General features: G+C 70.8%; 11 protein-coding genes and 1 riboswitch. Of the genes, 7 read left to right on the top strand and 4 right to left on the bottom strand.

What is annotated here, in order from left to right; all coding sequences use genetic code 11:
• Positions 1-4: 4 nt before the first annotated feature.
• Positions 5-619 (bottom strand): aa3-type cytochrome oxidase subunit III, encoded by a 615-nt coding sequence (gene ctaE, locus AXK61_RS20715; RefSeq protein ID WP_082777736.1) that lies wholly within the window; start codon positions 617-619, stop codon positions 5-7.
• A gap of 149 nt (positions 620-768) precedes the next feature.
• Between ctaE and AXK61_RS20710 the strand changes: the two genes are divergently transcribed.
• The 4 genes from AXK61_RS20710 to AXK61_RS20695 all read left to right on the top strand — a co-directional run bounded on the left by AXK61_RS20710 (position 769) and on the right by AXK61_RS20695 (position 3,680).
• Positions 769-1,224, top strand: coding sequence for a hypothetical protein (locus AXK61_RS20710; protein ID WP_068569222.1), 456 nt, complete (start codon positions 769-771; stop codon positions 1,222-1,224).
• A gap of 22 nt (positions 1,225-1,246) precedes the next feature.
• Positions 1,247-2,293: an anthranilate phosphoribosyltransferase gene (trpD, locus tag AXK61_RS20705; protein WP_068746896.1), complete on the top strand. Its 1,047-nt coding sequence runs from the start codon at positions 1,247-1,249 to the stop codon at positions 2,291-2,293.
• On the top strand, positions 2,290-2,757 hold the full coding sequence (locus AXK61_RS20700; RefSeq protein WP_231855620.1) for an aminoacyl-tRNA deacylase: 468 nt from the start codon (positions 2,290-2,292) through the stop codon (positions 2,755-2,757). The genes trpD and AXK61_RS20700 overlap by 4 nt, the downstream gene beginning before the upstream one ends.
• A gap of 71 nt (positions 2,758-2,828) precedes the next feature.
• The gene (locus tag AXK61_RS20695) at positions 2,829-3,680 is read left to right on the top strand and encodes an HpcH/HpaI aldolase/citrate lyase family protein (RefSeq protein WP_068569219.1); all 852 of its coding nucleotides are present in this window, start codon (positions 2,829-2,831) and stop codon (positions 3,678-3,680) included.
• A 6-nt stretch (positions 3,681-3,686) separates the two neighbouring features.
• Here AXK61_RS20695 and AXK61_RS20690 read toward each other — a convergent pair whose 3' ends face one another.
• Together AXK61_RS20690 and AXK61_RS20685 are read right to left on the bottom strand one after the other, a co-directional pair.
• A complete protein-coding gene (locus AXK61_RS20690; protein WP_068569218.1) occupies positions 3,687-3,962 on the bottom strand; it encodes an Lrp/AsnC family transcriptional regulator in 276 nt (91 codons plus the stop codon).
• Positions 3,963-3,987: 25 nt separating this feature from the next.
• The gene (locus AXK61_RS20685) at positions 3,988-5,817 is read right to left on the bottom strand and encodes a DEDD exonuclease domain-containing protein (RefSeq protein ID WP_068746926.1); all 1,830 of its coding nucleotides are present in this window, start codon (positions 5,815-5,817) and stop codon (positions 3,988-3,990) included.
• A 475-nt stretch (positions 5,818-6,292) separates the two neighbouring features.
• Positions 6,293-6,444: riboswitch (cyclic di-AMP (ydaO/yuaA leader) on the top strand.
• Positions 6,445-6,458: 14 nt separating this feature from the next.
• On the opposite strand from AXK61_RS20685, the gene AXK61_RS20680 reads away from it, so the two are divergent.
• The 3 genes from AXK61_RS20680 to AXK61_RS20670 all read left to right on the top strand — a co-directional run bounded on the left by AXK61_RS20680 (position 6,459) and on the right by AXK61_RS20670 (position 9,422).
• Positions 6,459-7,145, top strand: coding sequence for a C40 family peptidase (locus AXK61_RS20680; RefSeq protein WP_068569217.1), 687 nt, complete (start codon positions 6,459-6,461; stop codon positions 7,143-7,145).
• A gap of 87 nt (positions 7,146-7,232) precedes the next feature.
• Positions 7,233-8,276, top strand: a complete 1,044-nt coding sequence (locus AXK61_RS20675; protein WP_068569216.1) for an NlpC/P60 family protein — start codon at positions 7,233-7,235, stop codon at positions 8,274-8,276.
• Between the two features lie 15 nt (positions 8,277-8,291).
• A complete protein-coding gene (locus AXK61_RS20670; RefSeq protein WP_068746894.1) occupies positions 8,292-9,422 on the top strand; it encodes a glycosyltransferase family 4 protein in 1,131 nt (376 codons plus the stop codon).
• A gap of 182 nt (positions 9,423-9,604) precedes the next feature.
• On the opposite strand, the gene AXK61_RS20665 is transcribed toward AXK61_RS20670, so the two are convergent.
• Positions 9,605-11,413, bottom strand: coding sequence for an AMP-dependent synthetase/ligase (locus AXK61_RS20665; RefSeq protein ID WP_068569212.1), 1,809 nt, complete (start codon positions 11,411-11,413; stop codon positions 9,605-9,607).
• Between the last annotated feature and the right edge of the window lie 93 nt (positions 11,414-11,506).

Here is an 11,506-nt window from a genome sequence, read left to right as displayed (position 1 = left end):
GTCTTTAGCGAATGATGTAAATGACGGCGAAGAGGCCGATCCACACCACGTCGACGAAGTGCCAGTAGTAACTGACGACGATCGCCGAGGTCGCCTGGGCGGGCGTGAACTTCGAGGCGCGGCTGCGCGCCAGGATGAAGATGAAGGCGACGAGGCCGCCCATGACGTGCAGGCCGTGGAAGCCGGTGGCCATGTAGAACACCGAGCCGTACACCGACGAGCTGAGCGTGAGGCCCTCGCCGATCAGCGTGTAGTACTCGTGCAGCTGGCCGGCGACGAAGGCGGCACCCATGATCAGCGAGATCAAGTACCAGATGCGGAACTTGAAGACATCGCCCTTCTCAGCGGCGAAGACGCCGAGCTGGCAGGTGACCGACGACGCGATCAGCACGATGGTCGGCGGCAGGGCCGCGGCCAGGCTGATGTTCACATCGTGCGGGGGCCATCCGTTCTCCCCAGCGCCGGCTCGCGCCACGAAGTACATGGCGAAGAGCCCGGCGAAGAACATGAGCTCGCTCGACAGCCAGACGATGGTCCCGACGCTGACCATGTTGGGCCGGTTGAGTGAGTGCACGCGCTGGGTGATGGCTGTAGCTGAGGTCGGTGCGGCGCTAGTCACCTCGCAAGTATGACCGGTCGTAGTATCGAATGCCTACCCGGGTCGCAGATTGGGCGCGTCGAATATCGCGGGCAGGCCGCAGGCCTCCCGCACCCACCCTTGAAACACCACGTCAGCGACCGTTTCGCCACCGGCAGATAAGGCATCCCTTGCCCTACGACCTCAACGGCAGACCCGACCAGGGCACCCGCCTGGGCCGCCTGCTGGGCCGCCTCTCGCAGCGCACCGTCGAAGAGTTAACGCCCGGGCACCCCGATCTGGTTCCCGTGGCGCAGTCCGGCGACGACACGGCCGCCTCGTCGGCCGTCCTCGATGCCGCGCCCGGATTCGATCCCGAGGCGCAGAGCGTGCTCCAGCACGTCCTCGAACTGCCGCCCGGATCGGTCGACGAGGTGCTGCGGCTCGTCGGGCAGGACAGGTACGAGCGGATGCCCGACGGTGCGCCGCCCCGCGACGGTGGCGACGGGCTCGAGACCGTCGTCGTGGCGCGGGTGCAGAAGGTCGACGCGCTGCACGTCTCGCAGGAGCGCTCCCGGATGGCCGGAGTGACGGCCCGGCACGGCGGGCGGGCCCTGCTGTGGCAGGTGCTCCAGATACCCGCTTGATCCACCCCATTACGCTGTGGCCATGGATTGGCCCACGGTTCTCACCGAGCTCACGTCCCAGCGCGATCTGAGCGCGGAGCAGGCCCGGTGGGCGATGTCCGAGATCATGAGCGACGGGGCCACCCCGTCGCAGATCTCGGCGTTCGGCGTGGCCATGAAGATGAAGGGCCCGTCACCGGTCGAGGTGCGAGCGCTGGCCGATGTGATGCTGTCGCTGACCACCCCGGTCCCGTTCGACGCGCGCGCCGTCGACATCGTCGGCACGGGCGGCGACCGATCGCACTCCGTCAACATCTCGACGATGAGCTCGATCGTCGTGGCCGCCGCCGGCGTCCCCGTGCTCAAGCACGGCAACCGGGCGGCCTCGTCGAAGTCGGGCGGCGCGGACTGCCTGGAGGCGCTCGGTGTGGCGATCGGATTGAACGCCGACGGGGTCGCGCGCACCACCGCCGAACTGGGCATCGGCTTCTGCCTCGCGTCGGTCTTCCACTCGGGGCTGCGGTTCGCGGGCGCCACCCGCAAGGAGATCGGCATCCCGACGGTCTTCAACGTGCTCGGGCCGCTGACCAACCCGGGCCGGCCCTCGGCGGGGTTGATCGGGTGCGCCTTCGCCGACCTCGCGCCGGTCGTGGCGCAGGCCTTCGCCGACCGCGGCGGCCAGGACCACGTGATCGTCGTCCGTGGCGACGACGGGCTCGACGAACTGACCACCACGTCGACCTCCACGGTCTGGCGGGTGCAGGAGGAGGGCGTGGGCGTCGAGTCCGTCGACCCGCGCGAGCTCGGCCTGGCGCGGGTGTCGATGGAGGACCTTCAGGGCGGCGACGCGACCGTGAACGCCGCGATCGCCCGCGCCTTCCTCGCCGGCGAGACCGGCCCCGTCCGGGACGCCGTTCTGCTCAACTCCGCCGGCGCCGTCGCCGCGTACGAGGGGCTGACCGCGGGGGAGCCGGTGCAGGACGCGCTCGCCGTGCACCTGCCGCGGGTCGCCGAAGCGGTGGACTCGGGCGCCGCCGCCGCGCTGCTCGACCGGTGGGTCGCGCTGTCGCAGGAGATCGCGGGCGCGTGAGCGGATCCGGGCTCGACCGTGTGCGCGCCGACGCCGCGTCCCGCGGCCTGATGGTGACCGTCCGCGAGCGCCCGGCGGCGCGCAGCCTCGAGGAGGCCGCAGCACAGATGGATCTGCCGCCGTCGCGGCTGGTCAAGTCCCTCGTGGTGCGGCGGGGCGAGGGTGACTACCTGTTCGCGCTGGTGCCGGGGGACCGGTCGATCGCCTGGCCCAAGCTGCGCGCCGTCGTCGGGGTGAACCGGCTGGCGATGCCGCCCGCCGAGGAGGCGCTGGAGGCCACCGGATACGAGCGCGGCACCATCACTCCGATCGGGGCGCGCGGGGGCTGGCCCGTGTACGTCGACGAGCGGATCGTCGGGGCGACGGTGGCCCTCGGCGCCGGCGCGCACGGCCACAGCGCGATCGTGGACGCGGACGCGCTGATCGCGGCGTACGACGCGACCGTCGCGGACATCTCCGACTGAGAGCGCGCGAACAGAACGCACAAAATTCCATTCCGCGGAATTCGTCGTTCCACGCGCCTAATCTTGACGGCGTGAGTAAGCGCACCGTCTCCCCGCAGATCGCCCGTTCCTGGCTGCTCGTCCCGGCCTCCCACCCCGAGTCGTTCGCCATCGCCCAGGCCAGCGAGGCCGACGCCGTCATCATCGACCTCGAGGACGCCGTCGCCGCGAAGGACAAGGACCAGGCCCGGCGGGACACCGTCGAATGGCTGACCACCGGGCACCGCGCCTGGGTGCGGATCAACGACGCGGCGAGCGAGTACTGGAGCGAGGACTGTGCCGCGCTGAAGCAGTGCGAGGGGCTCGAGGGCGTGATGCTCGCGAAGTCGGAGGGGTCGAGCCACCTCGACGACACCGCGGATCGCCTGCCCGACGGTACGCGGATCCTCGCTCTCGTCGAGACCGCCCGCGGCATGCAGAACGTCGAGCGGATCGCAGCCGCGCCGTCGACTTTCCGGATCGCGTTCGGCACCGGCGATTTCAAGCGCGACACCGCCGTGGGCGAGGACCCGATCGCACTGGCCTACGCGCGCTCGCAGCTGGTGATCGCCTCCCGGGCCGCCCGCCTGCCCGCACCGATCGACGGCCCGACGCTGAACATCGCGCACCTGCCGACCGGGACCGCGTTGGCGAAGGAGATGGGCATGTCGGGCAAGCTCTGCCTGACCCACGAGCACGCGGGCATCATCAACGCGGGGCTCAGCCCCAGCGTCGCCGATGTCTCATGGGCGCACGGATTCATCGACGCCTTCGAGAAGTCGGGCGGCAAGATCACCGACGGCTCCGACCTTCCCCGTCTGGCCCGTGCTCAGAAGATCGTGCAGCAGGCCGCCGACTTCGGCATCGAGGCGGAGGCCGCGGAGGTCAGCCACAGCGGCTACTGACGGCGGTCAGTTCCCGATGTCGAAACCGGCGTCGACGTCCGCGGAGGCGTACTCGCGGAAGGCGATCTGCGTGGACGTGCTCTCGACGCCCTCGATGCGGTTGATCTTCTCGGTGACGACCTCCGCGATCTCGTCGTGCTGCCGCACCCGCACTTTCGCGATGAGGTCGATATCGCCCGCGCAGGAGTAGACCTCGGTCACGCCGTCGACGTTCGCCACGGCCTGCGCGGTCTCGGGGATGCGGTGCACGTCGGCGTTGATGAGGACGATCGCGGTGATCACGTACGCGGCCTTTCGGTAGCTCTACTCACGCGGCATGCGTGGCCTCCTCACTGTATTGCCTGGCGGGCCCGCGCGGATGCGCCGCGGCCGAGCGGGCGTCGCGCCCTGCTTCGCCCGCCCGTTCCGCCCAGCCGAGCCAGCGGCCGGCGCCCGCGATCGGCTCGCCCCACGTTCCCTGCACGTCGACGATGCGCGTGCCCGGCCGCAACGCCCACCGCCGCAGCAGCGAGGCCTCCTCGGGACTGGCGCCGTGCAGCGTGTCCGCCGGGAACAGCGTGTCGGGCACGTCCGGTGCGGCGACGGTGTCCCCGCTCGCCTCGTACACCGATTCCGCGCCCGCCCGCAGCTGCTCGAAGACCGGCATCGGCGGCACGCCGCGCGGCGCCGTCCCGGCCGCGGCGAGGCGGCCGTGCCGGACGATGGACAGCTCCCAGCCGCCGGCCCCGTCGGGATGGGCGATCGACAGCTCGGGCACGTCCGCGAAGGCCACCAGCGCGTGCGAACGGATCACCAGGTCGACCAGGTGCGCGGTGCGATCGCGCAGCCGGGCCGCTGATTCGAAGAACTCCCGCTCCGCGAGCGCGGCGAGCCGCGCCTGGAGCGCGTCGAAGACCTCCGACGACCGGCCCGAGAGGGCAGCCGCGGCTCGGTCCGCGCGGGGACGGTACAGCGCGGCGGGCTCCGGCATCGCGACCGAGGCCCGGCACCCGCCGAGGGGCGGCGCACCGTCGGGCCCCAGGGCGCACGTGTGGGCCGCGCCGGCCCGGAGCCTGGTCGTGCACGTGCGGAGGCCGCACGTGTCCGCCAGCAGGTCCGCGAGATCCGCCGCGTCCGACCGGGAGCGGACCGGCCCGAGGCTCGGCGCGCCGGCGGGTGCGGACCGTTTGACCGCGAGCCGGGGGAAGGGCTCGGCGGTCAGGCAGATCCACCAGCCGCGCTTCGGATACTTCGAGCGGCGGTTGTACGGGGGAGTGTGCGCCGCGATGAGGCGCAGCTCGCGGGCCGCGGCCTCGAGCGCGTGCGCGCACTCGACGTGGTCCACCCGCTCCGCGAGCCCCACCATCTCCTTGATGCGCCCGCGCGTCTCACCCGCGGTGAAGTAGCTGCGCACGCGGCGGCGCAGGTCGCCCGACGTGCCCACGTACAGCACCTCGTTCCCCGGCCCGCGGAAGAGGTAGACGCCCGGACGCTCGGGCAGCGGGTCCGCGAGATGCCGCTTCGCGCGCTGCTGCGGCGTGACCGACGGCAGATGCCCGCGCAGCTCTCCGAGCGTGTGGATGCCCTGGTTGCCGACGCGCCCGATGAGCCCGTGCAACACCTCGACCGTGGCCCGCGCATCGTCGAGCGCGCGGTGGTTGGGCGTGGTCTCGGTGCGGAACAGGCGCGCCAGCTCGCTCAGCTTGACCGACGGTGCTTCGTCCCGTGTGAGCACCCGGCGCGCCAGCTGGACGGTGCACAGGGACTGCGCCTTCGGCCACGGCGTGCCGGTGGCGGAGGCTGCGGCCTTGAGGAAGCCCATGTCGAAGCGGGCGTTGTGGGCGACCAGGACCGCGCCGTGCGCGAACTCGAGGAAGGCCGGGAGCACGGACTCGATTCGCGGCGCTCCGGTGACCATCGCGGTGGTGATGCCCGTGAGGTGGGTGATGTGCGGTGAGATGCCGCACCCCGGATCGACCAGCGTGCCGAACTCGCCCAGCACCTCGCCGCCGCGCACCTTGACGGCGCCGATCTCGGTGATCGCGTCGCCCCCCTTCGGCGAGCCACCCGTGGTCTCCAGGTCGACCACGACGAAGGTCACGTCCCGGAGCGCCGGGTCCGTGGCGCCCGTATCGAGGTCGTCCAGGCTGAGCTGCATGCCGAGACCGTAGAACACCCCACCGACAAGTCCTTCCGCCCCGAACGGGCGCGCGAAACTTGTCGGTCGTCCCGCATACCGTCGCCGCGAACGAGACGATCGAACGAAGGGAACCACCGTCATGGCTCTGCACGTCGACTGCGCCACCTGTCCCGCCAAACCCCGCGCCTGTGGCGACTGCTCCGTGGGCTTCCTCCTGGGGCCCGTGGTCGTGGCGGCGCCGGCCGCAGCATCGCCCCCGGCACCGATGATCACGGCCGAACCGGGCCTGAACGACGCGATTGCGGCGTTCGCGAGCGAAGGAATGTTGCCGCGGCTTCGCGTACTGTCTGACCAGTACGAACAAGCCGGATAGACCGCTTCCGAGGTCGATCGGACGGTGCTTCTCGGCGCGTCCGGCTAGACAGCGGCGTTTCCGTTTCGTAATCTTTCTGAGACCTTGCGGAGGAGCCCGGGGCGAAAACCGCTCCGTCTCCCGAGGTCACCGCCTAAGAGGCCGCGAGGCCTCGCCGGGGACCCACACGCGTTATCCGGGGTGAATCGCCGGAGGTTTTCGAGCCTCCGGGGTAGGGCATCTTCCTCGCCCGAACCCGTCAGCTAACTCGGTCGGCGGTCGGGAAGAAACTTAGGAGAAACCCTTCGTGGCGAAACACCGGCTTCAGCCGCAGCCCAGCAAGGGCGCCACCGTCGCGCGCGGTGCCCTCGCCGCGGGCGCAGTGACCATCGGTACGCTCGCAGCTCCCTCGGTCGCGTTCGCAGCGCCCGCCCCTGCCGTTCCCGCGCCGCAGGCGCCGGAGGTCAAGCCGGCCCCCGTGGTGAAGCCCGTCGCGAAGCCCGCGGGCACGGCGAAGCCGGCGGCCAAGGTCAAGCCCGCAGCTGCTCAGGTCGCCGCTACGCGGAACACCACGGCTCGTCCGAACATCGTCACCGGCATCGCGATCGCCCCGAAGCCGGGTGAGACCACGGTCGCCGGCGTGCAGCCCGGCGGCGCGAAGGCCAAGGTCGTGCAGGCCGCGCTGTCGCGCCAGGGCCTGCCCTACTCGTACGGCTCCGCCGGCCCGACCTCGTTCGACTGCTCGGGTCTCGTCTACTGGTCCATGAAGCAGGCCGGTATCACCGTCCCGCGCGACAGCTACGGCCAGCTCGGCGGCGGTCGCGCGGTCGCGATCGCGGACCTCCAGCCCGGCGACATCGTGATCTACAACGGCGGCAGCCACGCCGCCCTCTACATCGGCAACGGCAAGGTCGTCCACTCGGTGAACTACGGCATCCCCGTCAAGGTGAGCCCGCTCAACGAGATGTCCGTGTACTCCGCTCGACGTTACTGACGTAGCCTTGCTGTGATTGCCACCGCAATCACAGCTCGTCGCGGGGCAGGTGCCTCGCGACGTCAGTCTGGAAGGACCCGCTCGGCCGTGTCATCGACCTCTCAGCCCCGCTCCCTGCTGGCGCGCGGCATCGCCGCGTCCGCCGCTCTTGCCATGGTTGCGGGGCTCACCGTGGTCGGCAGTGCCACCGCGGACCCGGATACTGCCGACGCAGCGCTCAAGCAGTACAAGGACCTGTCCGAGCAGGCATCCGCGACGAACGAGGCGGCGAAGGCCGCGCAGGAGGACGCCGCGAAGGCCACCGCCGCCAAGCGGGCCGCCGACGCCACGCTGGTCGCCGCGAAGCGCGAGGTCACCGCCGTTCAGGCGCGCCAGGCCGCGTTGCAGCCGCAGATCGACGCGGTGGTCGTCGCGAACTACAAGGGCTCGCGGACGAACCGCACCTACGCGCTGCTCGTGAGCGACTCGCCGCAGCAGATGCTCGATCAGATGTCCACGCTGGACTTCATCAACCGCGACGTGGTCGCCACCGTCGCCGCGTTCAAGAAGTCGAAGACCGAGGCCGACTCGGCCGCGAAGCGGGCCGACGAGGCGGCGAAGGCCGCCGACACCACGAAGACCGAGGCCGAGAAGAAGGCCGCCGACCTGCGGGAGAAGAAGTCCCGTCTCGCCCAGGAGATCGCGCGGATCAAGGCGATCTACGACCGGTTGACCGGGGCGCAGCGCGGCTCGCTCATCGGCAAGCCGACGCCCTTCGACCCCAGCAAGGTGCCGCCGGGCAGCACCGCGGAGCTCGCCGCCGTGCGCGCCGCGGTCACCCGCGTCGGCATGCCCTACGCCTGGGGCGGTACCGGCCCCGGCCAGTTCGACTGCTCGGGCCTGATGGTCTGGGCCTACCAGCAGTCCGGCAAGTCGTTGCCGCGCACGTCGCAGGCCCAGCTCAGCGGCGGGCAGCCCGTGTCGCGAGACGCCCTGCAGCCGGGCGACATCATCGTCTACTACGCCGCTGCCACGCACGTCGGCATGTACGTGGGCGATGGAAAGGTGGTGCACGCCTCCACCTACGGCGTCCCCGTCCAGGTCGTGCCGATCGACGCGGCGGGCCCCTACAAGGCGGCCGTCCGCTACTAGCTAGGCTCAGTCACCATGCCGCGCACGCTGCTGGTCACCAACGACTTCCCACCCCGCCCCGGCGGGATCCAGACGTACCTCCAGGCGTTCGTCCGGCACCTTCCGGCCGACGAGCTGGTGGTGTACGCCTCGCGCTGGCGCGGCAGCGAGGAGTACGACGCCGCGCAGCCCTACGAGGTGGTGCGCCATCCCACGTCGCTCCTGCTGCCCACCCCTGACGCGTTCGGTCGCGCCCGGGACCTGGTGCGCGACAGGAACATCGAGACGGTCTGGTTCGGCGCCGCCGCGCCGCTCGCGCTGCTCGGCGCCCCGCTCAAGGACGCGGGGGCCCTGCGCACCGTCGCCTCCACCCACGGCCACGAGGTCGGCTGGTCGATGCTCCCGCCGTCGCGCGCGTGCCTGCGCCGCATCGGCGACACCACCGACGTCACGACCTATGTCAGCAAGTACACCCGCGGCCGGTTCGCCGCAGCGTTCGGTCCGCGGGCCGCGCTCGAGCACCTTCCGCCCGGCGTCGACACGGACGTCTTCCGGCCCGACGGTGCCGCCCGCGCGGAGCTCCGACGGCGGTACGGCCTGGGCGACGATGAGCCCGTGGTCCTGTGCCTCTCGCGGCTCGTGCCGCGCAAGGGGCAGGACATGCTCATCCGTGCGCTGCCGCGGATCCGTGCGCAGGTCCCCGGGGCGAGGCTCGTGATCGTCGGCGGCGGTCCGTACGCGGAGACGCTGCACAAGCTGGTGCGCAGCGTCGGCGTCGAGGAGCACGTGATCTTCACCGGCGGCGTCCCCGCCGACGAGTTGGCGGCGCACCACAACCTCGGCGATGTCTTCGCCATGCCCTGTCGCACGCGTGGCGCGGGTCTTGACGTCGAGGGGCTCGGCATCGTCTTCCTCGAGGCCTCGGCGACCGGCAAGCCGGTCGTGGCGGGAGACTCGGGCGGTGCTCCGGAGACGGTGTGGGAGGGCGAGTCGGGGCACGTCGTCCCCGGCCGTGACGTCGACGCCATCGCCGACGCCGTCGCCGGCCTGCTCGCCGATCCCGACCGCGCTGCAGCCATGGGCGCCCGCGGCCGCGAGCTGGTGGGTGAGCACTTCGACTGGCGCCGCCTCGGCCACCGCCTCCAGACCCTCCTCAACCCGTACTGATCCACACCACGCGATCCGCGTCGACCTTCGGTGGAACTCTGCGACTCCGGCTCGGCGTGTCGTCGCCGACACGCACCGAAGATCAGGCGGCCGAGGCTCCGGGCCGGGCGGACGGCGGACCGTCGGGTAGGAGAACAGAACCGCCGCACCGGAATCCGGTGCGGCGGTTCTGTGTTCGACGACTACTTGGCGTACATCTCCGCGATGTCGTCGGCGTACTTCTGCGACACGACATTGCGCTTGACCTTCATGGTCGGCGTCATCTCGCCGGTCTCCTCGGAGAAGTCCTCGGGGAGGATCCGGACCTTCTTGATGGCCTCGGCCTTGGACACGGTCTCGTTGGCAACGGCGACGGCCCGGTTGATCTCGGCCACGAGATCGGGATCGGTGCGCAGATCGGCGACGGTGGCCGACTCGGGCTTGCCGTTGGCGGACTTCCACTGCGGGAAGGCCTCCGGGTCGATGGTGACGAGCGCGGCGATGAAGGGCTGTGCGTCACCGACCACCATGGCCTGGGAGATGAGGGCGTTGCCGCGCAGCGCGTCCTCGAGGCCCGCGGGGGAGACGTTCTTGCCGCCCGCGGTGACGATGAGCTCCTTCTTGCGACCGGTGATCGAGAGGAAGCCGTCGTCATCGATCGAGCCGAGATCGCCGGTGTGGAACCAGCCGTCCTCGATCGCGGTCTTCGTGGCCTCCTCGTTGCGCCAGTACCCGCGGAACACCACGGAGCCCTTGAGCATGATCTCGCCGTCCTCGGCGATCTTCGCGGCCTGCCCGGCCAGCGGCCGCCCGACGCTGCCGATCTTCTGCGCGCCCGCAACGTTGACGGTGATGGCCGCGGTGGTCTCGGTGAGGCCGTAGCCCTCCATGACGGTGACGCCGACGCCGCGGAAGAAGTGCCCCAGCCGCGCGCCCAGGGGAGCGCCGCCCGAGATCGCGACCTTGCAGTTCCCGCCGAGCGCGGACTTGAGCTTGCCGTAGACGAGCTTGTCGAACAGGGCGTGCTTGGCCTTGAGCAGCAGGCCGGCGCCTCCGTCGTCCAGCGACTGGCTGTACTCGATCGCGGTCTGCACGGCCGCCTCGAAGATCTTGCCCTTGCCGCCGTCGACGGCGCTCTGCTGCGCCGACGCGAAGACCTTCTCGAAGACGCGGGGCACCGAGAGGATCAGCGTGGGCTGGAAGACCGAGAACTGCGGCACCAGGTTCCGGGTGTCGTTGAAGTGGCCGACCACGGCGCCGCCCTTGAAGCAGGCGATGTTCACGGCGCGCGCGAGCACGTGCGCCAGGGGCAGGAACATCACGTTCGAGCCGCCGCGGATGGCGTCGCCGAAGGGGGAGGCGAGGATCGCGTCGGCCTCGCTCATGAGGTTCGAGTGCATGAGCTCGCAGCCCTTGGGGCGGCCGGTGGTGCCCGACGTGTAGATCAGGGTGGCGAGGTCGTCGGCCTTGACGCCGGCACGCCCCGCGTGGACCTGCTCCTCGGTGACGCCCGCGTCGGCGCCCTCGGCGGTGAGCGCCTCGACGGCGCCCTTCTCCCCGTCCTCGGGGTCGATGCGCAGCACTCGCGCGACCTTGTGCAGGTCTTTCAGCTCGGCGACCTCGGCGGCCTGCTTCGGGCCCTCGATGACCATGAGCACGGCATCGGAATCCTGCAGGATCCAGTCGATCTGGCCGGCGGAGCTGGTCTCGTAGACCGGCACCGTCACGGCGCCGATGGCCCAGATCGCGAAGTCGATGAGCGGCCACTCGTACCGGGTGGACGAGATGAGCGCCACCCGGTCACCCGGCTGCACGCCCTGCGCGATGAGGCCCTTCGCGACGCCGAGGATCTCCTGCTCGTACTGCTTCGAGGTGACCGGCTCCCAGTTGCCCGCGACGAGCCGCTTGACCCGGACGCTGTCCGGATCGGTGCGTGCCACGTCGAACACGACATCGACCGTGGAGGCCGAGGGGTCGATGGTGTAGTTGGCAGGGACGCTTATCTCGCGCACGTATCCTCCGGGTCGTGATCGCTGGTGATGTGGTGAACCTTACACCGCTGCAAAGGGGGTGTTCGGGGCATGAGGGAACCCTCGCACCGTCGT

Origin of the sequence: Tsukamurella pseudospumae, assembly GCF_001575205.1 — a bacterium.
In the GTDB taxonomy this organism is placed as follows: domain Bacteria; phylum Actinomycetota; class Actinomycetes; order Mycobacteriales; family Mycobacteriaceae; genus Tsukamurella; species Tsukamurella pseudospumae.
The sequence above is the reverse complement of the archived record's forward strand: the minus strand, read 5'-3'. Positions and strand labels throughout refer to the sequence as shown.

Bases quoted from the DNA above. Each gene is read 5' to 3' on its own strand.
- AXK61_RS20685 (WP_068746926.1), bottom strand. From the start codon at position 5,817: ATGCAGCTCAGCCTGGACGACCTCGATACGGGCGCCACGGACCCGGCG.
- AXK61_RS20670 (WP_068746894.1), top strand. From the start codon at position 8,292: ATGCCGCGCACGCTGCTGGTCACCAACGACTTCCCACCCCGCCCCGGC.
- trpD (WP_068746896.1), top strand. From the start codon at position 1,247: ATGGATTGGCCCACGGTTCTCACCGAGCTCACGTCCCAGCGCGATCTG.